Consider the following 24,174-nt stretch of genomic DNA (forward strand, 5'->3'; position numbering starts at 1 on the left):
CCGATAAAAAGCTCCATTAAAATTCATTCACTCCCTATTTATATCGGAAGATTAGAATCTTTTCTTAACCACTTTATCCAAATTGTCCAACATAATGCCCGTTCCCTTTACAACGCAATGCATCGGATCTTCAGCAATCAGCACTGGCACGCGCAGCTCCTCCGTCAGAAGCTCGTCCACCCCATGAAGCAATGCACCACCGCCTGTCAATATAACGCCACGATCAATAATGTCAGCTGAAAGCTCTGGCGGTGTCCGCTCAAGAACCGATTTTGCTGCAAGAACGATCGATGAGATTGGATCCCACAACGCTTCCTGTACCTCAGCAGAGGTTACCGTCACCGTAATTGGCAGACCTGAAACCATATCCCGACCGCGGATATCCATCTCCGACTGACGTCCACCCGGACGGACGGTACCGATGGATACTTTTAAATCTTCAGCTGTGCGTTCCCCGATAAGCAATTTATATTTATTCTTAATGTATTTTGTTATGGCCTCGTCGAACTTGTCCCCTGCCATTTTGATGGAAGCGGCAGTCACCACATCGCCCATGGACAGGACGGCCACGTCTGTCGTGCCGCCCCCAATGTCCACGACCATGTTGCCGCTAGGCTGGAATATATCCATGCCTGCGCCAATCGCTGCCGCTTTAGGCTCTTCCTCCAGGAACACATCTTTGGCACCGCTGTGTTCTGCCGCTTCCCGGATCGACTTCTGCTCCACAGACGTAATATTCGTCGGTGCGCAAATGAGGATACGGGGGCGGCTGTACCAGCTTCGAGCGCCTACGCGGTCAATAAAATACTTAAGCATCGCTTCCGTAATTTCAAAATCAGCGATGACCCCATCTCGGAGCGGGCGAATCGCCATAATGTTGCCTGGGGTGCGCCCAATCATGCGCCGTGCATCTTCCCCGACGGCAAGGACTCTTTTGTTGTCGCTCTCAATGGTCACTACGGAAGGTTCGTCTAGCACTACCCCCTTCCCTTTGACGTGAATAAGCACGTTTGCTGTCCCGAGATCGATTCCAATATCCTTGCTAAGCATCATGAAAAGCCCCCAAAGTGTTATTTTATGGTACGTGAATGTTGGTTCCGAGCATAACTGCCGAGGATCGACAAATAGCAGCATGGCATGATGCTATTCGGCATAACAAGGTCTCATCATTCGATATGATACCATCTTTTAACATATCATACTTCAGGGGAGGGATTCAACGTCAATCTAGCGACCTAAGCCCTATAGTTAGGATTTCGCTGTTGCAACAGGCTCACGACTGCCGCTGGTCGTCTTCTTGTATTTAATCTTGGTGGCTTCGCCGCCTCTAAGGTGGCGGATCGACTTATGGTACTCGAGAATATGCTTAACCTGATCCGCCAAGTCCGGGTTAATCTCCGGCAGACGTTCGGTTAAGTCCTTATGCACCGTGCTTTTCGACACGCCAAATTCTTTGGCAATCGTCCGGACCGTATGCCTCGTTTCCACGATACAGCGTCCGATCTTAATGGTCCGCTCTTTGATGTAATCGTGCACGCTCCCGCCTCCCTACTGTGTGGATAGTTTGGTACATTATATGAGTGGCATGGCGGGATATTCGCGGTTTCACAGGGTGACAAGCTCCATCGGTCCCATTTATTTTAAGGACATGCTGACCTGACTGAGGGCTTTGCTCCATTTTATCGGGTGTCTGTCAGGTTGTCCGGTGCTTACAACGCCTTGAGGACAAAGAAAAAAAGGCAGGAAATTCATCCTGCCTTTCATGCGCGGTGGGCGCTGTGTATCATCTGAAAAAATTAATTTTTCGGAAGAAGCTCCATCGGGTTGACCAGGTTTTCACCATCATACACTTCGAAGTGTACGTGGTTGCCAAGATCTTTTTCAAACTCGCTGTGTCCCGCAGAAGCAATAGTCTCGCCCTGCTTCACTTCTTTACCCTGCTCCACCTTCACACCGCTCAAGCTTTGATACACGGTCTTCAGCTCTCCAGGATGGGTGATTTCCACCACAGTTCCATTCACAGGATGATCTTCCACACGGGTTACTTTGCCATCGAGCGCTGCGGTTACATCAAATGCCTTGTCATCTTTACGGGCCAGGTCAATACCCAAGTTCGGCGTAAAGGTATCGTTGTACTGTACCATGGCTTCCTGATGCTGCTCAGCCGGAGCTTTCGCATCATAAAACGGCTTTACAACAGTAGCTTCTGCGCCATCGGCTGTCGGCCAGATCATGCTTTGGGAATTTGCGATGACTTCCACGGCTTCCTCTTTTTTACCACCCGTTGCAGTCTTGGCATCGGTACCCTTCTGGGCTTCCGTTACGGCTGCCTGCTGTTTCAGCGGTTTTTGGCTGGCGTCCTGGTAGACCCACACGAGGGTTAGTATAATTGCCGCTGCTGCCAGATAAGCTGCCGGGAACACCCACCGTTTGGACAACATTCTTTTCCACGAAGACGACGTTACCGCCGGTTCTCCTTGAGCTGTTTTAGGAGCTTCTTCGCGGGGTTGACTATTTTTGTTCTGTTCATTCATTTGCAATCACCTCAGTAATCATTGTTACCGGGGTAAACTCTTTTATACGTGCATTTCTATTATTTTTTTGAAGAGAGAAGTTTTGAAGTTTCGGCAAAAGAAATACCGGTATAGTAGTGTTGTAGAATCTCCTTCGCCTTATAGCCTTCCCTTGCCATTCCTTCTGCGCCGTACTGGCTCATGCCGACACCGTGGCCATAACCGTAAGAAACGATCTCTACTTCTCCATCTTTCAAACTCCAGCTGAATTGACTAGAGCGAAGGTCCAATCTCTCTCTTATTTCTCGTCCTGTAAACTTTTTGCCTCCGACTCTCACTTCCTGGATGCGATTCCCTTTCGTGTACGAGATTACTTTCCATAAGCTAGAGCTTCCGCCTGATGTTGACACCGGTATGGCTGTATCCGATAATCCCAGACGCTCAATAAATTCGTCACGAGGCATGCGGACGGTAGATTTATATCTAGGAGAGATTTGTTTGTCCCATGGACTCTCCACACTTCGCAGATACGGAATCTCGTTCTTCCAATAATCCTCTGAATTTTCCGTATAGCCATTGCTGGTCGAGAAAAAAGAAGCCGTGATCGGCTTGCCCTTGTACGTCATCACAATCCCTTTCGTTTCCTTCACAGCCTGGCGCAGCTTAGCCAGCTCATCTTCTTTGCCAAGAGCCGCCCATTCCTTCTCCAGCTTCTCCTTCGATATGTAAGCCTGATGGCTAACCGTATCGGTTACATCACTCTTGTTGTCCGGCACATCGCTCTTGTTGCCGGACTTTAGTCGCTGCACGATGAACGTCCGTGCGGCGATGGCCTGGGCCTTGAGTGCCTCCAGCTGAAATTCTGCCGGCATTTCGGCGGCTACGACGCCAACAATGTAGGTTTCCAGCGGGAGGGTCTCGACGGTGTCCGTCTTCGTTAAGTAGACGGACACCGTGGGCTCTTCCGCCTCCTGCGGAGCGGCGGAAGAGGCGGGCGCCGGCCCGGGCGCGGGCGGTGCGGGCTTGTGGTCGCCCGGGGCGACCACAAGCAGCGGCACCGCGAGCGCGAGGGCCAGCAGGCCCGCGGCGGCCCAGACGGCGGGGTGCAGCCGCACCCGCCGGCCGGGGGCCGCAGGGCGCCGCGCGGCGAAGCCGCGGCGCCGGAAGCGTGAGGGCCGCACACGGAACGTGCGGTCCTCACGTGGCGCGCCGCCGGCAGGAGGCGGCGCGGAGCGCTGGCCGCCGTGCGGGGCAGCGCGGTCTCCGCTACGAGGCGGGGGAGCGGGGTCCCCGCCGCTAAGCGGAGCAGCGGGGGCTATGCCACGAGGCGGGGGAGCAGGGTCCCCACCGCCAAGCGGAGCAGCGGGGGCTATGCCACGAGGCGGAGCAACAGGGTCCCCACCGGTAAGCTGTGCAACAACGCGAAGCAGGGTATCATGGACTTTATCACTAGTCTGTTCAGCAGCACGATGCGGGGCCACATGCCCCCCACTCCCAGAATGTCCAGCCTCAGGGTTATACGCAGCACTCATTGGCAAACTACCCAATGAAAACTCTCCGGCATCTATGTTGTTATTCAATGAGCCTATTTCCATCCTATCCTTCTTACCGAACCTGTCACCCTGTGTCCTTCCTGTATCTGCTCCAGATGTGCCTACCACCTGCAATGGTTCAAGTCGCTCTGCTGATTCTACATAGGATTGACCTACTATTTTTTCCGTCTCTTCAGAAGTCTTTCCTGATGATGATATGCTTTCAGAATTATCTATATCTTCCGTTCCCTCAACCATCCTCTCAGGCGGTGGGAACTTCCACTCCAGCACAGGTGTTTTTGATCCAGTGACAACATTGAGTCCCTCTTTCCGCCTGTTATTCTGGTTACCCGGTTGACGTTCTTTTTCCGGAGTAACCGGAATTTGTATTCGAACCTTCGAATCTTTCATTCGGCTCTCTCCTTTGTGCAGATTGGAGCACATAAGTTTTCGTCGCCAATTCTATAAGTGCTCCTATTCCTCCAATTGCTAGTACTCATAAGTATGAGAACTTTTCAGTTGATAGAACCCTTTTAAGAGAGAGAACGGGAAGAGTCCCATGTGCACACAACGAGATTTATTTTTGTGTAACCTCGTAAGTCCCACGGCATGGCATTGCATGACGGCGGTCGACTGCATTGTAGCAGTCCATATGATTTAAAACACATCAATATTTGAATGAACTCCCATACGTGTGATAACTACTCATATAATTCAACAGAATTCAGTGAATGTTGTATAAAACGCAACTTTATCCTGTCCTATAGCGGCGAAGGACGAATTGTTGCAAAGAATACAATAATAGAGATAGGGAATCATTTATTTACCTCTTCCCAGGAAGAATTGTTGTAGAATCTGCAACAATATCAGTAGGTTCAGGCATCCTGTTCGTTCATTGTTGTATAACATACAACATTACCATAAAGCCCCTTAATTACGGGCCTGGCAATTACTTCTCACATCATGATTGATCATTGTAACAACGTATAGCCCTTGGCTCGATTGCGCGCAAAGCTACATTACTTTTCACATCATGTTTCATTACGCGGACCTTAATCATTCGCTAACAGATAACAACCCGTTCAGACGTTAGACATATCAGTAAACTCATCAAGCGTGTTTGCAACCCATTTAATTTTTAATAATCGTCAAGCACTAACTTTGGTCATGAACCATTTAAATATTTTTCTTTCATTTAAAACACTCTGATACAATCCATCGTTTATACCATATAGTATTCCTAACAAGAACAATGAGCAGCCATCCCTATTGGTTTATGTCTAAGTCAGACGCCGCACCCGCTCTGGGAGCTTAGCACAGTGATTCCCACCAACACTGAATCTTTCTACGCGCACGAAAAAGGCCCTACCATTACGGCAGGGCCCTTCGTATAAAAATCATTGTTCCGTCATATGAAGTTGCAGATTGTTATTACACCCAAGTCGGCTGTACTGTGAACAACTTGCTGTCTTCGGTCTTAGTGGTCTTGGACACTTTTTCGTAATCCTTTTCCTCTGTCGAAATACGCCAGATATCTGCGCCCAATCCGGAGAGCTTCTCAGCCAAATGAACATATCCCCGGTCAATGTGCTGAGTACCACTAACTTCAGTCGTTCCTTCCGAAACAAGTCCTGCCAAAATCAGAGCAGCGCCGGCTCGAAGATCCGTTGAGCATACCTTCGCCCCCGTTAAATGGGAACCTCCGGTCACAATGGCAGAACGGCCTTCTACTTTGATTTCAGCATTCATCAGCTGGAATTCATCCACATGCATGAAGCGATTCTCAAACACCGTTTCTGTAACCACGCTTGTGCCTTCAGAAACGAGTAGGAGAGCCATCATCTGTGATTGCATATCTGTAGGGAATCCCGGATATGGTAAGGTCTTAACGTCTACAGCCTTCAGTGGCTTATCCGCAATGACGCGAACTCCGTTTTCATCCGGCTGAATCGTTACGCCCATTTCTTCCATTTTGGAAATTACCGGTCCCAAATGATCCGCAATAGCGCCTTCCACATACACATCACCACCGGTGATTGCGGCAGCAGCCATAAAGGTTCCTGCTTCAATACGATCCGGTATAACATGATGCTTCACACCATGCAGCTTCTCGACACCTTCGATACGAATGATGCCGGTACCTGCTCCGCGAATAATGGCACCCATGCCATTCAAATAATTAGCCAAATCGACAATTTCCGGCTCTTTCGCCGCATTTTCGATCGTTGTTACGCCTTCTGCCAATGTGGCAGCCATCATAATATTTTCGGTAGCACCTACGCTGGCAACATCCAGATAAACCTTTGCGCCACGAAGCCTTCCATTACTTTTAGCTTCAATATACCCCTGCCCGAGACTGATCTCCGCACCCAGCGCTTCAAAACCTTTTAGATGCTGATCAATCGGTCTTGTACCGATAGCGCATCCGCCCGGAAGTGAAATGCGGGTTTGACCGAAACGTGCCAGAAGTGGTCCCATGACCAAAAAAGAGGCGCGCATCTTCCGCACCCACTCATAAGGTGCTTCACATGTAGTTATGTGCTCTGCATTTACACGTATGACTTCGTCTTGATATGTAACGCCTGCACCAAGCGACTCCAATACTTTGCTGATTGTGATTACATCGTCAAGAGGAGGTGCATCGATAATTACACTTTCTCCTACTTCCCCTAAGAGAGAGGCAGCGATGATCGGAAGAACTGAATTTTTTGCTCCGCTGACTTTGACGCTTCCGGTCAGTCTTTTGCCACCGCGGACGATAAATTTGCTCATCATGGTTTCCCTCCGCGTCCATAATTTTGCTGTAATATAATTCATTGATTAAAGAATTTCCAATTCACTAACTTCCATCTTATCATTGATGCTTTTCGCCCTTCAAGCGATTTTAGGACTAATTTCTGCCATCAGGAAGCTAATACCTCAATTGTTAATGATGTTCCTGATATCTTTATGAGAAACATCCGGGTTATACGCAGTCTGGCTCTGTATAAGTAAACTATGCTGGATATTATTCTTGGTGACACAGTTCATAAACGGGTGAACGTTATAGTCCGGAAGTCGTAAAGTTCGCCCGGTCAGAATACTTATTTTCAGTGTTGACATAATAAAATGTGTTTATTCGACATCTTACGCTCAGCAACCTAACAGAGATATAACCACTTAAACAATAACTAAAACAAGCGCTAATTCACAGCTTTAAAACATATATCGGATCATTTGGCTCCACATGACATAATCGATAAAGAATTCGGCTACAAAACGTCCGAGCACCACTGCAAGCAGCAAATGCAGCAACTTGCCCTGTGGGCTTTTGGGATTGCGGATTACCAAATCTAACTTTAAAGTTTGCAATGCCCACCACGCCAGCGCTATACAGACAAGCGAAATGACAATAGATAACAATCCGCTTATGCCAACGGCACCGGTAACAGTGTTCGAAAATTCTTGATTCATTGCTCCCTCCTCCATTAATTCGATATATATCATCCTCAAAAAGGACCGACTCTTCTATAATACTTGTCAGAGTGGTAAGAATCCAGTACTTTCTCATACCATTTCCTCGGAAATAAAAAAATTTGATCAGAAGGTCACATAAATGAATTAATTAGCTATTAAGCTATTTTTTAATGACTGTCCACACGTTTGTCTTAAAAGATATAAAGCTATTACTAAAAAACAAAAAAGGCAGCCTGCTGTTTATAGCAGACTGCCCTTAATCCTTTTATTTTACCGTCCATTGCCGCCGGGTAGGTTAATCCGGTTCATTGCCCGTTGAAGAGCCAATTCAGCACGTCGGTGGTCGATTTCATCTTGTCGTCCGCGCACATTCAGGCGGGTTTCAGCACGTTCCTTCGCGGCTTCAGCACGCTCCAGATCGATTTCTCCCGCTCTCTCAGCGCTCTCCGCCAAAATAACAACCTTATCCTTTCGGACTTCCACAAAGCCCCCTTGTACAGCAAAAGGGGTTCTTTCGTTTCCGACCTTCACGAACAAAGGCGCTACCTGAAGTGGAGTTACAAACGGGATGTGTCCTGGCAAAATTCCCAGTTCCCCTTCGACCCCGCGCACCGTAACACTGTTAACCTGCTCGGAATAAACGAGACGGTCTGGTGTTACGATTTCTAACAAAAAGGTGCTCACTTCCATCCCTCCTCACCGTTTTCCGCAGAAAACTCGCGTAGCAGGCGTCGTTCGTAGTTGTACGGACGGCCCGCCAATCACGGAGCGTCAGCTTACATAGTTTTTGCTTTTTCTACTGCTTCTTCGATTGTGCCGACGAACAGGAAAGCAGCTTCCGGAAGATTGTCGTGCTTACCATCCAGAATCTCTTTGAAGCTGCGTATGGTTTCTTTAACAGGCACGTAAGTACCTGGCATCCCGTTAAACGCCTCCGCTACGTGGAACGGTTGGGAAAGGAAACGTTCTATACGACGAGCACGGGAAACGATTGCTTTATCGTCCTCACTCAGCTCATCCATACCCAGGATCGCGATAATATCTTGAAGCTCATTATAGCGGGCAAGAATTTGTTTAACGCCTTGAGCTACATTGTAATGCTCTTCGCCGACAATTTCAGGCGCCAGAATCCGTGAGCTGGAAGCAAGTGGATCCACCGCTGGGTAGATACCCTTCTCGGAAATTTTACGCTCCAGGTTGGTTGTTGCATCCAAGTGAGCAAACGTCGTAGCCGGAGCTGGATCCGTATAGTCATCCGCCGGTACGTAGATTGCTTGAATGGAAGTAACGGAACCTTTTTTCGTAGACGTAATCCGCTCTTGCAGACGACCCATTTCAGATGCCAGCGTTGGCTGGTAACCTACTGCGGAAGGCATCCGGCCGAGGAGGGCGGATACTTCAGAACCTGCTTGAGTGAAACGGAAAATGTTGTCGACAAACAGAAGAACGTCTTTTCCTTCCTGATCACGGAAGTATTCAGCCATGGTCAAACCTGTCAAAGCTACACGAAGACGTGCGCCCGGAGGCTCGTTCATCTGCCCGAACACCATTGCTGTTTTGCTGATAACGCCGGAATCATTCATCTCATGATACAGGTCATTACCTTCACGGGTACGCTCGCCGACACCCGCAAATACGGAAATACCGCCATGCTCTTGAGCAATGTTGTTGATCAGTTCCTGAATCGCAACGGTTTTACCTACACCTGCACCACCGAAAAGGCCGATTTTACCACCTTTTTGATATGGAGCCAGCAAGTCGATAACCTTGATTCCAGTTTCAAGCATTTCTGCTTGTGTGGAGAGCTCGTCATAAGCTGGTGCCTCACGGTGAATCGGGTTGCTAGTCTCAGAAACTACCTCACCTGCATTATCGATAGGCTCACCCAGCACGTTAAATACACGACCAAGGGTAGCGGATCCTACAGGAACTGTAATAGGTGCACCCAAATCTACGGCTTCCAGACCGCGAGTGAGACCGTCTGTCGACGACATCGCGATACAACGAACCAGATTGTCACCCAAATGGTTGGATACTTCCAAAGTCAGATCAATAGAACGGCCGCCTTCCACGGTGCCTTCAATTTTGATGGCGTTAAAGATCTCGGGAAGCTGACCGCGCTGAAATTCAATGTCAACTACAGCACCTGTAATGCTGACAACGCGTCCTTTGTTCATCTTTTCGTTTTCCCTCCTACCCGCTCGCCTTATATAGCGAACGATCATCGTAAAGCGGCACATCGTGCCGTATATCCGTAACAGTATCTATTAATTATAAAAATTATTGAGCGTCGGCACCGGCCACAATCTCGGAAATTTCCTGTGTAATCGCAGCCTGACGGGCACGGTTATACGTAAGAGTAAGCTCGGAAATCATCTTACTTGCGTTTTTCGTAGCTGCTCCCATTGCTGTCATCTTAGCACCAAGCTCACTTGCTTTTGCATTCAGCATCGCACTGAAAATGAGCGTCTCCGCGTATTTCGGAAGTAAAATCTCCAATACACCTTCTGGTGATGGCTCATATTCGTAGCTCGATACGTTCACTCCGCCCCCAATGTTCTCCATTGGAAGCAATTGGTCCACTTCCGGATCCTGAGTCAAAGCATTCACGAAACGGTTGTAGCAAATAAAGAGCTCATCAATCTGTCCCAACTCATATTGACGTACTGCCGCGTTCGCGATGGACTTGATGTCTGCGTAAGTAGGACTGTCAGACAATTCTGTCAGCTCTTCCACAACCGGGAGATCACGGCGGCGGAAGTAATCACGGCCCTTACGTCCGATAACGAAGATGGAGTACTCATCCTTAGACTGATGACGTTCTGCTAGAACAGCCGATACTTTACGCAAAATATTGGAGTTCGACGCACCGGCAAGGCCGCGGTCCGAGGTAATGACCAAGTAACCGGTTTTCTTAACTGGGCGCTTCTCCAGCATTGGATGGCTGATCCCTTGGGTTCCAGCCGCAATGCTGCCTACCACTTCTTTCAGCTTTTCCGAGTAAGGAAGGGCGGAAGTTGCCTTCTCTTGCGCTTTTCTAAGCTTGGCAGCGGCAACCATCTCCATTGCTTTGGTGATCTGCTTGGTGTTCTGGATACTCTTGATCTGCCGTTTAATGTCACGTAATCCTCTTGCCATGTTTTCACCACCTCAAAACTTTGGCTAGGCCAAAGTTACTTCGTAAGCATAACTAAACTTTGGCGGAGCCAAAGTTATTTCGTAAGCATACCAAACTTCGGCAAAGCCAAAGCTAACTTCCTAAGCATTAACCTAGCTTTGGCTAAGCCAAGAACAGCATTCCATATAATGAAAGAGGATACCGGGCATTCATTGCCCGGCTCCCCTCCTATTACTCAGCCGAGGAGCTTACTTCGAAGCCGCAAAGCCTTTTTTAAATTGGTCAATGGTACTCTTCAGTGCGTTCTCGTTATCCGCCACCAAGTCTTTCGTATCGCGGATCGATTGCAGAATTTCTGGACTGTTGCTATTAACAAACGCCAAGAATTCTTTCTCGAAACGGCGAACATCAATAACCTCAATATCATCGAGGTAACCCTTAACAGCAGTATATAAACTCACAACCTGCTGTTCAACGGACAGCGGTTGGTTTACGCCCTGTTTCAAAATTTCCATCAACTTGGAACCACGGTTCAGACGAGCCAATGTGGATTTATCCAGGTCGGAACCGAACTGGGAGAATGCTTGAAGTTCACGGTATTGGGCCAGATCGAGTTTCATACCGCCGGCAACCTTCTTCATAGCTTTAATCTGTGCAGATCCACCGACACGGGATACGGAAATACCAACGTTGATCGCCGGACGCTGACCTGAGTAGAACAATTCGGACTCCAGGAAGATCTGTCCGTCTGTAATCGAGATTACGTTCGTAGGAATATACGCGGATACGTCGGAAGCTTGTGTTTCAATAAACGGCAGAGCGGTTAATGAACCACCGCCGAGCTCATCGCTAAGTTTCGCAGCGCGTTCCAGCAAACGGGAATGCAGATAGAACACGTCACCCGGATAAGCTTCCCGACCCGGAGGACGGCGAAGGAGCAAGGATAATTCGCGGTATGCCGCTGCTTGCTTCGACAAGTCATCATAGATAATCAGAGCGTGCTCACCTTTATACATGAAGTACTCACCCATTGCGCAACCCGCATAAGGAGCGATATATTGCAACGGAGCTGGCTCAGAAGCCGAAGCAGTTACAATGATTGTGTATTCCAAAGCACCGTGACGGCGCAATGTTTCAACAACTTGTGCAACCGTGGACTGTTTTTGCCCGATAGCTACATAAATACATTTCACGCCATTGCCTTTTTGGTTCAAGATCGTGTCAATAGCAATGGTTGTCTTACCTGTCTGACGGTCACCGATGATCAACTCACGCTGTCCGCGGCCAATTGGAACCATTGCGTCGATCGCTTTGATACCTGTTTGCATCGGCTCATGTACAGATTTACGGTCGATAACACCTGGTGCGTTACTCTCAACTGGACGGAATTCAGTAGCCGCAATCGGGCCTTTACCGTCAAGTGGTTGACCCAGCGGGTTCACAACGCGGCCGAGCAAAGCTTCGCCAACAGGAACCTGCATAATGCGGCCTGTACGTTTAACCTGATCGCCTTCTTTAATCTCGGTATATGGGCCCAAGATAACAACACCGACGTTGCTCTCCTCAAGGTTGAGCGCCAAACCTACGACGCCGTTCGGGAATTCTAGCAATTCCCCGGACATAGCGTTCTCCAGGCCGTATACGCGAGCAATACCGTCACTTACTTGAATAACTGTACCTACTTCGGAGACAGCAATGTCGGATTTATATTCTTCAATCTGACTTTTAATTAAAGTACTAATTTCTTCAGGTTTGATACTCAACGTTTTCACCCCTATCTACTATGCTTGTCTGTTAAAAGACTTTTCAAGACGTTCCAGCTTGCCTGACAAGCTGCCATCATACAGCTTGTCACCGATGACGACCTTCAGGCCGCCCAGCAAACTCTCGTCAACGACATTGGTCACGCGGATTTTTTGCTGTGCCATCTGTCCGAATTCTGCAGCCACTTGCTCCTTCTCCTGATCACTCAGAGGGTATGTGGAGTATACTGCGGCATCGGCCATTCCGAGGCTAGCTCCCTGAATTTTCACATAGCTGTTCAGCAGTTCAGCGAACAGATCTGTGCGTCCCTTTTCCAGAAGCAGCTCAATTGTGTTCAGAACAGGCTTCGATATTTTTCCTGCGAGTGCCTTGTTCAAGGCATTCATCTTAACGGAACGGGGAATATTGGGGGTGGAGATGAATTTCTGTATGTCAGCGTCTCCCTCGATAGCCGATACAACTACTCTCAATTCCTGTTCCACTTCCAGACCCTTCTGCTGCTGAGCCGCTACTTCGAACAGCGCCCGCGCATACCGCTTGGCTGCTACCGTTTCTTGGCTCATGGTCTGCCTCCTACCTCTTTAAGGTATTGATCCACCAATTCTTCCTGTACGTTATCGTTCTTCACTTCCCGCTCAAGCAGTTTAGAAGCGATCTTAACAGATACACTGCCTAGCTCCTCGCGAAGTGCAGCAACCGCCTTGTTCTTCTCACTTTCAATGTCGCGCACAGCTTCTGATTTGATACGGTTCGCTTCTTCGTTAGCGAGTTCCAGGATCTGTTCAGCCTGTTTGTTGCCTGTTTGCTTAGAACGTTCGATGATTTCATGCGCATCTTGACGAGCTTGCTCAAGCGCTTGCTTCTGTTGTTCAACATAAGTAATTGCTTGCTCCCGGGTCTGGGAAGCTTCATTCATTTGGCTCATGACTAATTCACGACGCTTCTCCATAATGGCGAACAGCTTGCTGAACGCATATTTATTAAGAAAATAGTATAGAACGCCAAATGCAATAATTGTAATTAGCATATTTTCCCATGATACTGACACTGAAGTCACTCCTTTCCACTATTGCGAAGTGCAGTTCTTAACAAAACGAAGGCGCGGATGGCATCGGCCCTCCCCGCCAAACCGTTGTAATGTTATTAAGAAAACATGATCAAGAAAGCGATAACGGTAGCAGCGAGTGGAACTACCTCGACGATACCAACACCGATAAACATCGTTGTTTGCAATGGACCGCGTGCTTCCGGCTGACGAGCGATAGATTCTACTGTTCTACTTACGATCATACCGTTACCAAGACCTGCGCCCAATGCGCCCAAACCTACTGCAATAGCTGCTGCCAAATATTCCATTGTTAAATATCCTCCTTAAAATTGGTTCAAATTTGTAGTAATATAATATATCTCTGCTGAAATCCTTCGCTATGCGCGTTTGAATTTCTTGGAGTTTATTAATGCGCTTCTTCTTCGTGAATCGTTGTTTGTCCGATATATACCATAGTCAGGATGGTAAAGATAAAGGCTTGCAATGCACCAATGAATATACTGAAGCCTTGCCATACTGCTAGGAACGGAATTCCTAAGAATCCCATCTTGAGAATAACCGTAATCAATACCTCACCAGCAAAAATGTTAGCGAACAAACGAATAGCCAGTGCGACTGGTTTCGCCAGGTTCTCAATAATGTTCAGCGGCAGGAATACAGGATACGGCTCAAGGTAATGCTTCAGATAGTGCTTGCGGTTCAGCTTTAGACCCAGAAAGTTCATGAGCAGGAATACGACAAGAGCCAGTCCCGCGGTAACCGATACGTCTGCTGTTGGCGACTTCCACCACAATACATGTGCAGAGTGACCAGGCTCAAGCCCGACTGTAGCTAAAATCGGTTTACCGAAAACTTTGAAATCGGCCGGTAAATCGGTGATTACAGAAAACGGCAATCCCAGCAGGTTAGCTACAAAGATAAACAATATCAATGTCAACCCAAGCGATATGTATGGTTTGCCCTTTTTCAGATCCATGGCACTCGATACGATACCTTGTACAAATTCAACGACCCATTCCATAAAATTTTGAAGCTTGGAAGGGTTTTCTACGGATAGATTTCGAACTGATAACCGTACCAGTACAAATACAATAATCCCGGTTACCAAAAGCATTAGCACGGCCGACAGATCTAGATTAAATCCGCCAAGTTTAATAATTGGTGATTCATGCATTTAATTGTTTTCACCCCTTTCCAATTAGCGCTAATCAATTCTTGTTTCGCAAGCTAACAATAATGCTGACTGGAATGGTCAACAGTTGGGGGATGAACAGTCCGGCAATGGTTGCACCGAGCGATACTTGCTCGAGCTTCGCCGCAATCATCACAATCAGAAACGCGATGCAAAGTCTTGTGACAAATCCAAAGCTGAACCGTTTACGTTCCTGGCTAATTGCCAAGTCAGCCAACTGCCGTACTTTAAAGGAAAGAAAGCGAACATTGATCAAGCCGCCTGCCAAACCCAATATAAGTCCTACAAAAATCGGGCGATAGTCGACATATAAAGCCCATCCCATGAAGAAGACGGACAATAAGAGCAGTGTCACTCTCGTTACAGCGTTCACAATGGATGTCGTCAAATCATTCACTTTGCGCCCCCAAAAACTTTTTAATGAGAAGAGCAATATTCAAAATCCCTACAAAGAGCCCTGTAACGGTTCCAATCGCAAGCCAGTATCTGGGCCCGTCCAGCATTTCAGCCAGCCACTTCCCTCCGAAAAAACCGATAAGGATGTAAACTGCCAGCAAACCACCGGCACCACTAATATAAAGTGCAATCAACCAAGGGTGTTCTTGACTATTCGGATTTTTCATATAAACCTCTAATCCCAACTCATTTTACTGAATATAACAAGGCTTTGTCAATCAATCGACAACTCCATTTTAGCGTGTAAAATCAGGCGTTTTACGCAATCTGAATTGCGCAAAACGCCGCCAGAACCGTACAGTACAACTGTATGCTGTGAACTTTGTCACCAGAAGCCACTTATTTATGTTTTTGTGAACATTCTGTGAAATTTTTCTGGGCGTTCACTTACAACACCAAAATGGTGCAAAATCGCATTGACAATGCGTTCGGAAGCATGGCCGTCACCGTAAGGATTTGCTGCCTGACTCATGGAGTCATACAGTTCTTTATCGGTAAGCAGAGCCTTTGTCCGCCCATAAACATCCTCTTCGTGCGTTCCCACCAGTTCAAGCGTTCCAGCATCTATGCCTTCCGGCCGTTCTGTCGTGTCGCGAAGCACCAATACAGGCACGCCGAACGAAGGAGCTTCCTCCTGCATACCACCAGAATCTGTTAATATCAGGTGCGTATGGGCATAGATGTTATGAAAATCTACCACATCCAGCGGGTCGATAAGCTTGATGCGAGGATGACTGCCCAAGATTTCGTGTGCAGGCTCCTTGACCGCAGGGCTCGGATGCACCGGGTAAACAATCGCGATATCCTCGAACTCATCCGCTATACGTTTAATTGCACGGAAAATATTACGATGCGGCTCTCCCTGGGATTCACGCCGATGCGCTGTCATGAGAATCAGACGTTTGCCTGACGCCCAGTCCAGAACGGGATGTGTGTAATCGGGCTGTACCGTATATTGAAACACATCTGTTACTGTGTTGCCTGTGACGTAAATGGTTGACTCGTTTTTGTTCTCTTTACGCAGGTTATCCGCAGACCAATCCGTTGGAGCGAAATGAATATCCGAGAGAACGCCAGTTAGCTGTCGGTTCATCTCTTCCGGATACGGGGAGAGCTTGTTCCATGTACGAAGCCCCGCTTCCACATGCCCTACTTGAATTTTCTGTAAAAACGCCGCATAGCTGGCGAGGAACGTCGTCAGCGTATCACCGTGTACCAACACGATATCAGGCTTAGCTTCCCGCAGAACGGGCTCCAGACCTTCCAGCACACGGATGGTTATCTCATTCAGTGTCTGCCGGTCTTTCATTACATCGAGATCATAGTCCGGGACAATCTTAAACACATCCAGCACCTGATCGAGCATTTGACGGTGCTGCGCCGTAACGCAGACCACCGATTCAATATGCTCAGGGTGACGCTGCAATTCCAGAATGAGCGGCGCCATTTTGATTGCTTCAGGACGAACGCCGAATATGGTCATCACTTTCACTTTAGACATGTTCGCTTCCCCCTCTTTACATACATTCCATACTTATACGTACACGTTGTTACTTGGTTCCGTAAAGTCGGTCTCCTGCATCACCTAGTCCAGGTATGATATAGCCATGATCATCCAGACCCTTGTCCAAAGCAGCTACATAGATATCAACATCGGGATGCGCCTCTTGTACAGCCTTAACACCTTCAGGTGCAGCCACCAGGTTCATCATCTTAATCTGCGTGCAGCCACGTTTCTTCAGGACGTCGATTGCCGCGATAGCGGATCCTCCCGTTGCGAGCATCGGATCAATGACGATCAACTCCCGCTCTGTTACATCCGTTGGAAGTTTCGTGTAGTACTCCACCGGCTGCAGAGTCTCAGGATCGCGGAACAGGCCTACATGACCTACCTTAGCCGCAGGCAGCAGTTTAACAACACCATCAAGCATACCCAGACCGGCACGCAAAATCGGAATCAGACCCAGCATGCGGCCGGAAATAACCTTTCCTTCGGTCTCAGCTACCGGAGTTTGTACGGAAATCGATTCCAGCGGAATACTGCGGGTTATCTCATAAGCCATCAGTGTGGCTACTTCGTCAACCAGCTCGCGAAAATCCTTCGTGTTGGTCCGCATATCGCGGATAAATGTCAGTTTGTGTTGAATCAATGGGTGATCACAAATCACCAATTTTCCCATGTCAAGTCCCTCCGGTTGGTTACGATATGTTGAAATATAAGAAAGCACAAAATGGAATTTTATACTTTTTTATATTTCTCGCAGAAACGTCATCGCCCTTTGGAAAAGGACAACGAAATCGTTTCTGCTTGTTCAATATGGGCGTAAAATCTAGTGAGCTCCATAAATCTTGTCTATTATATCACTCCGTGAGATGATTTTACACCTGTATCCGTCATGTTTCTTACCTACGTAAAAGTCCGGCGGAACAAGCGTAAACGGCTTCACCGTTCTTATCGGTGAAGCTCACGTTTCGCGGAGAAATATAGGCCAAGTATACATATAAAAATGCATACTTTCCTATATTTAAAGAAAAACCTGGCATTATACTATCGTTTCCATTCCGTTCAAAAAGATGCCAAATCGCGCTGACAGAACCAAAAGCCCCGCCTTCTACGAAGACGGGGCCTGAAGAGCACCTTACAATACCTCACCTAACCAAGTTCGCATTGATTAGTATTTTAATTCCGGATAAAGCGGATATTGCTCTGTCAATTCAGCCACCATACGTCCAGCTTTAGTGAGTGTTTCCTCATCCTTCGGCTGACGGAGGGTCATAGCAATAACTTTACCGATCGTAACCATAGCTTCCTCATCCATGCCACGGGAAGTCACAGCTGGGGTACCGATCCGGATACCGCTTGTTACAAACGGACTTGTAGGGTCAAATGGAATCGCGTTCTTGTTCACGGTAATACCGATAGAATCCAGCACTTTCTCGGCATCTTTACCGGAAATGTCCAAATTACGGGTGTCCACCAGCATCAGGTGGTTATCGGTTCCGCCGGATACGATGTTAAGCCCTTCAGAAATCAGTGTGTCCGCAAGTACTTTGGCGTTCTTCACCACTTTTTCTGCATGCTCCTTGAAGGATGGGTCCAACGCTTCACCCAGCGCAACTGCTTTGGATGCAATGACGTGCATAAGTGGTCCGCCTTGAGTGCCCGGGAATACCGCTTTGTCGATAGCTGCAGCCCATGGCTGTTTGCACAGAATCAAGCCGCCGCGCGGTCCGCGCAGTGTTTTGTGAGTTGTTGTTGTAACGAAGTGTGCGTGAGGTACAGGGTTCGGATGCAATCCTGTAGCAACAAGCCCTGCGATATGAGCCATATCAACCATGAACAAGGCACCTACATCGTTGGCGATGGAAGCTAGTGCTTCAAAATCAATAATTCGCGGATAAGCGCTTGCGCCGGCAACAATCATACGCGGACGATGTTTGAAGGCTGCTTTGCGCACTTCGTTATAATCGATAAGGAAGGTATCTTCCTGCACACCATATGCTACAAAGTTATACAGAAGGCCGGATGCATTGACAGGACTGCCGTGCGTCAAGTGCCCACCGTGTGCCAGGTTCATACCAAGTACTGTATCGCCCGGTTTCAGCGCAGCCAGATAAACAGCCATGTTCGCCTGTGCACCGGAGTGAGGCTGAACGTTGGCATGCTCTGCACCGAACAGCTGCTTCGCACGATCACGTGCCAGCTCCTCAACAATATCAACACGCTCGCAGCCGCCATAGTAGCGCTTGCCTGGATAGCCTTCTGCATATTTATTCGTCAGGACTGATCCCATTGCTTCCATGACCGCTTCACTAACAATGTTCTCCGAAGCGATAAGTTCAATGTTGCTGCGTTGGCGCTTCAGTTCCAAATCCATCGCTTCCAGTACTGCCGGGTCACTCTTGCGCAAATGTTCCATCATATTCGTATCCTCCCTAAATTAAAAAATAATATATGGTTAATCATCAATCACAACTACATCTAATCACATGCCGACCTATCATTCTCCTGCTCCATCCGATATACAGCCCGTTCTCCACCGATCAATTTCGGTCTCGTCATTGCCGCTGTCACACGAGCCTTCCCGATGTACCGGATACTCGGCCGAAATGGCACCGCAACACGGCGCAGATGCATTCCGATCATCGTCTCACCGATATCGATACCCGCATGAGCGGAGATGCTCTCAGCCAGACACGGATCATGGAAGCTCCGGTAAGCAGCAGACGCCATAGATCCGCCCGCTTTAGGAACGGGCACTGCAGCTACTTCCGTCAGTCCCAATCGCTCGAGCAGTTCCCGTTCTACAACAAGTGCACGGTTCAGGTGTTCGCAGCACTGGTAAGCCGTATCGAAACCGAACTCAGCCTGTACCTCTGCGATTCCGTCCAGCACCTGCTGCGCAGTCTCCAGCACACCGCCGGTACCGATCTGGCGGCCGGTGATTTCACTTGTACTGGTCCCGACGACCAGCACCTTGCCTGCCCTGAGGCCTGCAGCCTCAGCCAATTCTCGCATAATCGTTACCGTTTGTTCTCTCAAGGCATGATCAACCGGGTAATCTGTCATGTGTTTCAGCCCTCCTTGGATACGATAGTCTGAAAGCCAACTGCCTGATGTCTTAGTTACTTAGGTTACTTAGGTTACTTAGTGACTTAGTGACTTAGTTACTTTAGTTACTTTAGTTACTTTAGTTACCGTACATCCTTGCAGTACGAGCTTATCCTTTCAGATAGCGTTCCTCAATGGCCTTGATTTTGTTCACCCTGCCAACATGCCGCTCACCCTGACTGAAGTCTGTCGTCAGCCAAGCTGTGACGATTTCTGCTGCAAGGCCGGGGCCCACCACTCGTTCGCCAAGTGCCAGCACGTTGCTGTCATTATGCTCGCGGGTAGCTTTTGCCGAAAATACATCATGCGTCAGCGCACAGCGGATGCCCGGCACCTTGTTCGCCGCAATGCTCATACCGATTCCCGTTCCGCAGATCAGAATTCCACGGTCAGCTTCTCCGGATACGACCTTTTCACATACCGGAAGCGCAAAGTCAGGATAATCTACCGAGTCGGAACAGCCGCAGCCTAAGTCTTCGACCTCATGCCCGAGATTCCGAATGACCTCCGTAATTTCCTCTTTCAAACGAATACCTGCATGATCCGTGCCCAATGCGATTTTCATAATGAAAAACCCCCTCGTATGTTTCATCTTTTGTATCGGCATTTTACAAAATGCTCGTACAACAACTCGTTTCATTATAACCCAAATTGTCAGCAAAAGACGAAAAAAAGAGCAGTCCGCGCACGTGTATCGTGCACCAATTGCTCTTTGCCCAGGCGACCGGCCGTATGTTCCGGTGCTCCATCGTGGTTTCATCCACTTCGTCGCCAGTTACACCGGAATCCGTGTTTTTCCCCTTCATCTTAAAACATACGGAAAAGAAAAGCAACGGATATTTATTCATAATTATGATCGGTAAATGACTTCAAGTATAACAACTACTGTACAGCCGCAAATCACGTTACTCACTCTCTCTCCAGCTTGTCCAGCAATCGGAACAGCGCTGAACGGATTTCTGCCGCTGTCTCCTCATACTCTTCCAGCGAACCTCCAAACGGATCGGAAATATCAAAACTCGGAATACGCTGACGCAGCTCGTTTAACCGAACCTTGTCTTTCTCCTGAAGCTCAATGCCAAGGGATCTCATCATCTCCATGGACGCCAGCAGACTGTCCTGCTCCTGCAGATCCGTAAGCACCTGCGCATCATTCTCGACGTATTCTTTTAGCGTATGAACCTTATCTGCCGCATAAGGAAACTGACGAATCGCATACTGTTTATGGGATAACGTCAATGTCAGAATCAGATCTGCCCACTCGACAAGATCCATACTCAGTGGCTTGGAGGACATGCCGTCCTTAATCTGCTGATCGCGGAGTACTGCTTCAGCATGACGTGAGATTGGCATTCCTTCTGCAGCCGAAACACCTGCGGAACGAACTTCAAGCGGAATCCCTCTCCCCTTGGCGAGTTTGCGCAGCATACCTTCAGCCATAGGACTGCGACAGGTGTTGCCGGTGCAGACGAACAATATGTTTTTCACGGTCTCCACCTCCCCGAAAGTGTATCTTTTACTGCCGTCATTGTATCAAAATATAAACATCAAACCAAATGCCAGCAAAATGACACCGCCGGTCATTTCTCCATATTCACCGAGTCTGCTACCCGCCTTTCGACCGAGCATCAGTCCGAAAATCGACATTAAGCCTCCGACCACACCGAAAGACGTTACAATGATCGCCGTATCATTCACGAACATGCCAAGCGAAACCCCTACCGAAAAAGAGTCGATACTGACACTAAGCGAAAACAGAAGCATTCCGAGCAGCGTGGTGTGATTCACCGGCCGACCTTCCTCTTTGCGAAAAGAGTTCCAGATCATATGTCCGCCCAGCAGCACAAGCAGGCCTCCTGCGGCGAGCCCCGTAACTTGTCCGAGCAAAACGCCAACATAACGGCCAGCAAGCAACCCGAGCAGCGGCATCAGCGTGTGGAAAAAGGCGATCAGCAGGCTGATGATCAGGACATGTTTCAGGCGGATGCCTCTCATTCCAACACCGATACCGAGTGAAAATGCATCCAAGCCCAGCGCCACGGCCATAATCAGGATCGTCGCGAGTTGCCCTAACTGGACAGACGTTTCCAACATGCCTTTTTCCCCCAAGTCCCTATGGTCTTGTACACCATATGCGGACAAGGGGGGAATGATGCCTAAAACCCTTGTGGACGGGTTCATGCTTGTCGCCTAATCTGAGGCAAGCCCATCATCGGACGCAAATATAATATGATGACCCGCCGCCTTCAGCAGCCGGTTCATCACCGCGGCGCCAAGACCTTTATCCGAGCAGGATTCTGCCAGGATAAAGGTCGCGCCTTCTTCATCGAATTGGCGCAGCCCGGCGTAGAGCCGGTGTGCCGCTTCCTCTGGTGCGGCCAGGCTGCCGAGCGAGACGGCAACGTCCGCGCGGTAGCGACCGATGTGCTCGTCGAACGACAGCACACCGGTCGTCTCCCCGCGCGCTTCGGCGGCGTCAAGCTCGGCCTGGATCTTGGCGGACACGGAATCCGCCGTCCGCCCCTGGACGATGCACAGCGCACCCTTGGGTGCGTAGTGCGTGTACTTCATGCCCGGCGAACGTGGCGTCGGGCTGTCTGCGCTCCCGGCGCGCGCAAGCGCCGGGTCGCGCTGCACGCTTGCCGCGAGCGCGGCAAGCTGCTCTTCCGTGACGCCGCCGGGGCGCAGCACCGTCACGGCACCGTCCTGGCCGGCCTGGACGACCGTCGACTCGACACCGACCCCCGCGGGGCCGCCGTCGAGAATGCCGTCGATGGCACCGGCCAGATCCTCAAACACATGTCCAGCCAGCGTAGGGCTTGGCCGGCCTGAACGGTTTGCGCTTGGCGCAGCAACCGGACAGCCTGCGGCGCTGATCAGTGCCAGCGCCACTCTGTGATCCGGCATGCGGACCGCAACCGTATCTAGTCCAGCCGTCACGCGCGGAGATACCGCGCCAGGCTTCACCGGCAGGACCAGTGTTAACGGTCCCGGCCAAAAAGCCTCCATCAACCGCCGCTCCGTATCATTCACTCCCAGCACGAGCTCGTCCAACTGAGACGTATCAGAAATATGCACAATAAGCGGATTATCGGAAGGGCGCCCTTTTGCAGCAAAAATCTGTTCCACCGCAGCTGTATTTCGGGCATCCGCACCGAGACCGTATACCGTTTCCGTTGGAAAAGCTACAGTCCCTCCGGCCGTAAGCACCGCACCAGCCTCATTTAGAGCTAAGGCATCCTCTGATCCCAGAGCCCATAAGGGAAAGCCCGCCTGCTCTTGATCTGCACCGCCGGCCAGTGGTTGTACGGTAGCAGAAGCTGCTGCTCCAGCTTCATGATTGACGCATACCCGCCACAGTTCCGTAACCTTATCCCCGGCGGGAAAGTCCTGTTCCGGATTTCCGTTCTCTTTTCGTTCCATTATTATCCCAAGCTTTCTTTATTATAGATCACCCAGCTCAGCAACATGCTCAAACACCAAGCCAGAATGGATTGCTATCACCATTTATCCAAAAGAAAAAGCGCTTGTAACCTCCAGCCCCGGCAGCCTCATGGCGGCCCCTTCGCTAAAGAGAAAGCACTCTTCTGCTTGAAATTGTATCATATTTCGCTACCATTGACGATGAAGAATTGACTAGCAGCCTTGCAGCTATCTTGGTGCCGATCCATTGACTTAGAACAACCCGACAATCCAATCCCACAAACCGATGAAGAAGTCGAATAGGAAAAACCGTACCTCAGGCTCACTTGAAGCAGCATTGCCCCGTTCCTCCGAAGCATTCTTGTCATCGGCTTGCACTGAAGCCGTTCTTACTGCGTTGTCTACGGGCTGGGCAGCCGCATCGCCACTGCCTGCATCAATGAAGCAAAGCGGCGGGAAAAGCACACACCACCAGTTCTGGCCTTTGCCTTCACCCAGTGTAATCCGGACGGCTTCATATTCCCCCGCAGGATACACAGTTCCACCGTAAAGCTTTGTCGGGAACGGCACGGTTCCCAGATTCACATCATAAGCATAAGTGATTCCACGCTTGGATAGCTCTTCCCCAACCAACCGCTCAATTTCTGGCAGATGACTCCGTGTTAACTCTCTTGCTTCCTCCAGGCTTTGCGGATTGTCTAATTCTAAAACCCATCTCTGCATTTGAGCTACAACAGCATCACGAATTTCACGCTTAACGAGCTGATCAGACGGATTGTCCGAGTTAGCCAAAATACGAAGCCGGATCGATTCTTCCGGAATCGGGCCTCCCGCAACTGCCGCGTCAATCCGTTGTCCTTCCCAAGCCATCACAACCATAAACAATATGGATAAGAGCATGATCATTTGTTTTACAATAATACGGAGTGTCTCGCTATGTTTTCTCATTATGCTAGCCGCCTCTCCTGATAATCTATGATGTCTATCAGTATGTCCGGCTGAGAGAGAGATAAACGTGCAATCTAGCATTTTTATTAAAAAGATAGAATAGAAACAAAAA

The 24,174-nt window shown here is 49.1% G+C and carries 25 protein-coding genes and 1 riboswitch; all 25 genes read right to left on the reverse strand.

The window, feature by feature from the left end; genetic code table 11:
* Window positions 1-51: 51 nt before the first annotated feature.
* The 25 genes from mreB to spoIIR all read right to left on the reverse strand — a co-directional run bounded on the left by mreB (window position 52) and on the right by spoIIR (window position 24,062).
* Window positions 52-1,050, reverse strand: coding sequence for a rod shape-determining protein (gene mreB / locus MNQ98_RS27405; RefSeq protein ID WP_241934053.1), 999 nt, complete (start codon window positions 1,048-1,050; stop codon window positions 52-54).
* 198 nt (window positions 1,051-1,248) lie between these two features.
* Window positions 1,249-1,536 carry a sporulation transcriptional regulator SpoIIID gene (gene spoIIID, locus MNQ98_RS27410; protein ID WP_208917466.1) on the reverse strand — a complete coding sequence of 96 codons (288 nt, stop codon included), beginning with the start codon at window positions 1,534-1,536 and terminating at the stop codon, window positions 1,249-1,251.
* Between the two features lie 260 nt (window positions 1,537-1,796).
* Window positions 1,797-2,534 (reverse strand): M23 family metallopeptidase, encoded by a 738-nt coding sequence (locus MNQ98_RS27415; RefSeq protein WP_241931004.1) that lies wholly within the window; start codon window positions 2,532-2,534, stop codon window positions 1,797-1,799.
* A 59-nt stretch (window positions 2,535-2,593) separates the two neighbouring features.
* Window positions 2,594-4,456, reverse strand: a complete 1,863-nt coding sequence (gene spoIID, locus MNQ98_RS27420; protein ID WP_241931005.1) for a stage II sporulation protein D — start codon at window positions 4,454-4,456, stop codon at window positions 2,594-2,596.
* Window positions 4,457-5,476: 1,020 nt separating this feature from the next.
* On the reverse strand, window positions 5,477-6,817 hold the full coding sequence (murA, locus tag MNQ98_RS27425; protein ID WP_241934054.1) for a UDP-N-acetylglucosamine 1-carboxyvinyltransferase: 1,341 nt from the start codon (window positions 6,815-6,817) through the stop codon (window positions 5,477-5,479).
* A gap of 423 nt (window positions 6,818-7,240) precedes the next feature.
* Window positions 7,241-7,498: a DUF1146 family protein gene (locus MNQ98_RS27430; RefSeq protein ID WP_241931006.1), complete on the reverse strand. Its 258-nt coding sequence runs from the start codon at window positions 7,496-7,498 to the stop codon at window positions 7,241-7,243.
* A gap of 273 nt (window positions 7,499-7,771) precedes the next feature.
* Window positions 7,772-8,185 (reverse strand): F0F1 ATP synthase subunit epsilon, encoded by a 414-nt coding sequence (locus tag MNQ98_RS27435; RefSeq protein ID WP_241931007.1) that lies wholly within the window; start codon window positions 8,183-8,185, stop codon window positions 7,772-7,774.
* Between the two features lie 92 nt (window positions 8,186-8,277).
* Complete coding sequence (gene atpD, locus MNQ98_RS27440) at window positions 8,278-9,678, reverse strand: F0F1 ATP synthase subunit beta (RefSeq protein ID WP_208917462.1); 1,401 nt, start codon at window positions 9,676-9,678, stop codon at window positions 8,278-8,280.
* A 103-nt stretch (window positions 9,679-9,781) separates the two neighbouring features.
* Window positions 9,782-10,639 (reverse strand): ATP synthase F1 subunit gamma, encoded by an 858-nt coding sequence (gene atpG / locus MNQ98_RS27445; protein WP_208917461.1) that lies wholly within the window; start codon window positions 10,637-10,639, stop codon window positions 9,782-9,784.
* A gap of 228 nt (window positions 10,640-10,867) precedes the next feature.
* The gene (gene atpA / locus MNQ98_RS27450; protein WP_241931008.1) at window positions 10,868-12,382 is read right to left on the reverse strand and encodes a F0F1 ATP synthase subunit alpha; all 1,515 of its coding nucleotides are present in this window, start codon (window positions 12,380-12,382) and stop codon (window positions 10,868-10,870) included.
* 18 nt (window positions 12,383-12,400) lie between these two features.
* Window positions 12,401-12,946, reverse strand: coding sequence for a F0F1 ATP synthase subunit delta (locus tag MNQ98_RS27455; RefSeq protein WP_208917459.1), 546 nt, complete (start codon window positions 12,944-12,946; stop codon window positions 12,401-12,403).
* The gene (gene atpF, locus MNQ98_RS27460) at window positions 12,943-13,431 is read right to left on the reverse strand and encodes a F0F1 ATP synthase subunit B (protein ID WP_241931009.1); all 489 of its coding nucleotides are present in this window, start codon (window positions 13,429-13,431) and stop codon (window positions 12,943-12,945) included. The genes MNQ98_RS27455 and atpF overlap by 4 nt, the downstream gene beginning before the upstream one ends.
* 95 nt (window positions 13,432-13,526) lie before the next feature.
* Window positions 13,527-13,739 carry a F0F1 ATP synthase subunit C gene (gene atpE / locus MNQ98_RS27465; protein ID WP_208917457.1) on the reverse strand — a complete coding sequence of 71 codons (213 nt, stop codon included), beginning with the start codon at window positions 13,737-13,739 and terminating at the stop codon, window positions 13,527-13,529.
* Between the two features lie 98 nt (window positions 13,740-13,837).
* Complete coding sequence (gene atpB / locus MNQ98_RS27470; RefSeq protein WP_241931010.1) at window positions 13,838-14,605, reverse strand: F0F1 ATP synthase subunit A; 768 nt, start codon at window positions 14,603-14,605, stop codon at window positions 13,838-13,840.
* 34 nt (window positions 14,606-14,639) lie between these two features.
* A complete protein-coding gene (locus MNQ98_RS27475; protein ID WP_241931011.1) occupies window positions 14,640-15,020 on the reverse strand; it encodes an ATP synthase subunit I in 381 nt (126 codons plus the stop codon).
* Window positions 15,013-15,246 (reverse strand): AtpZ/AtpI family protein, encoded by a 234-nt coding sequence (locus MNQ98_RS27480; RefSeq protein ID WP_208917454.1) that lies wholly within the window; start codon window positions 15,244-15,246, stop codon window positions 15,013-15,015. Before MNQ98_RS27480 ends, MNQ98_RS27475 begins: the two co-directional genes overlap by 8 nt.
* Window positions 15,247-15,422: 176 nt before the next feature.
* The gene (wecB, locus tag MNQ98_RS27485) at window positions 15,423-16,580 is read right to left on the reverse strand and encodes a non-hydrolyzing UDP-N-acetylglucosamine 2-epimerase (RefSeq protein ID WP_241931012.1); all 1,158 of its coding nucleotides are present in this window, start codon (window positions 16,578-16,580) and stop codon (window positions 15,423-15,425) included.
* A 49-nt stretch (window positions 16,581-16,629) separates the two neighbouring features.
* Entirely contained in the window at window positions 16,630-17,259 is a 630-nt protein-coding gene (gene upp, locus MNQ98_RS27490; protein ID WP_208917452.1) for a uracil phosphoribosyltransferase, read from the reverse strand.
* A gap of 492 nt (window positions 17,260-17,751) precedes the next feature.
* Window positions 17,752-19,002: a serine hydroxymethyltransferase gene (locus MNQ98_RS27495; protein WP_277883701.1), complete on the reverse strand. Its 1,251-nt coding sequence runs from the start codon at window positions 19,000-19,002 to the stop codon at window positions 17,752-17,754.
* A 59-nt stretch (window positions 19,003-19,061) separates the two neighbouring features.
* Window positions 19,062-19,649 (reverse strand): TIGR01440 family protein, encoded by a 588-nt coding sequence (locus MNQ98_RS27500; RefSeq protein ID WP_241931013.1) that lies wholly within the window; start codon window positions 19,647-19,649, stop codon window positions 19,062-19,064.
* Window positions 19,650-19,800: 151 nt separating this feature from the next.
* The gene (gene rpiB, locus MNQ98_RS27505) at window positions 19,801-20,256 is read right to left on the reverse strand and encodes a ribose 5-phosphate isomerase B (RefSeq protein ID WP_208917450.1); all 456 of its coding nucleotides are present in this window, start codon (window positions 20,254-20,256) and stop codon (window positions 19,801-19,803) included.
* 142 nt (window positions 20,257-20,398) lie between these two features.
* Window positions 20,399-20,480, reverse strand: a riboswitch (ZMP/ZTP riboswitch).
* A 120-nt stretch (window positions 20,481-20,600) separates the two neighbouring features.
* On the reverse strand, window positions 20,601-21,179 hold the full coding sequence (locus tag MNQ98_RS27510; RefSeq protein ID WP_241931014.1) for a low molecular weight protein arginine phosphatase: 579 nt from the start codon (window positions 21,177-21,179) through the stop codon (window positions 20,601-20,603).
* 45 nt (window positions 21,180-21,224) lie between these two features.
* Window positions 21,225-21,785, reverse strand: a complete 561-nt coding sequence (locus MNQ98_RS27515) for a manganese efflux pump MntP (protein WP_241931015.1) — start codon at window positions 21,783-21,785, stop codon at window positions 21,225-21,227.
* Window positions 21,786-21,881: 96 nt separating this feature from the next.
* On the reverse strand, window positions 21,882-23,114 hold the full coding sequence (locus MNQ98_RS27520) for an L-threonylcarbamoyladenylate synthase (protein ID WP_241931016.1): 1,233 nt from the start codon (window positions 23,112-23,114) through the stop codon (window positions 21,882-21,884).
* 252 nt (window positions 23,115-23,366) lie between these two features.
* Window positions 23,367-24,062: a stage II sporulation protein R gene (gene spoIIR / locus MNQ98_RS27525; protein ID WP_241931017.1), complete on the reverse strand. Its 696-nt coding sequence runs from the start codon at window positions 24,060-24,062 to the stop codon at window positions 23,367-23,369.
* Window positions 24,063-24,174 lie beyond the last annotated feature (112 nt).

The organism is Paenibacillus sp. N3/727, from assembly GCF_022637315.1.
Taxonomy (GTDB): domain Bacteria; phylum Bacillota; class Bacilli; order Paenibacillales; family Paenibacillaceae; genus Paenibacillus_AQ; species Paenibacillus_AQ uliginis.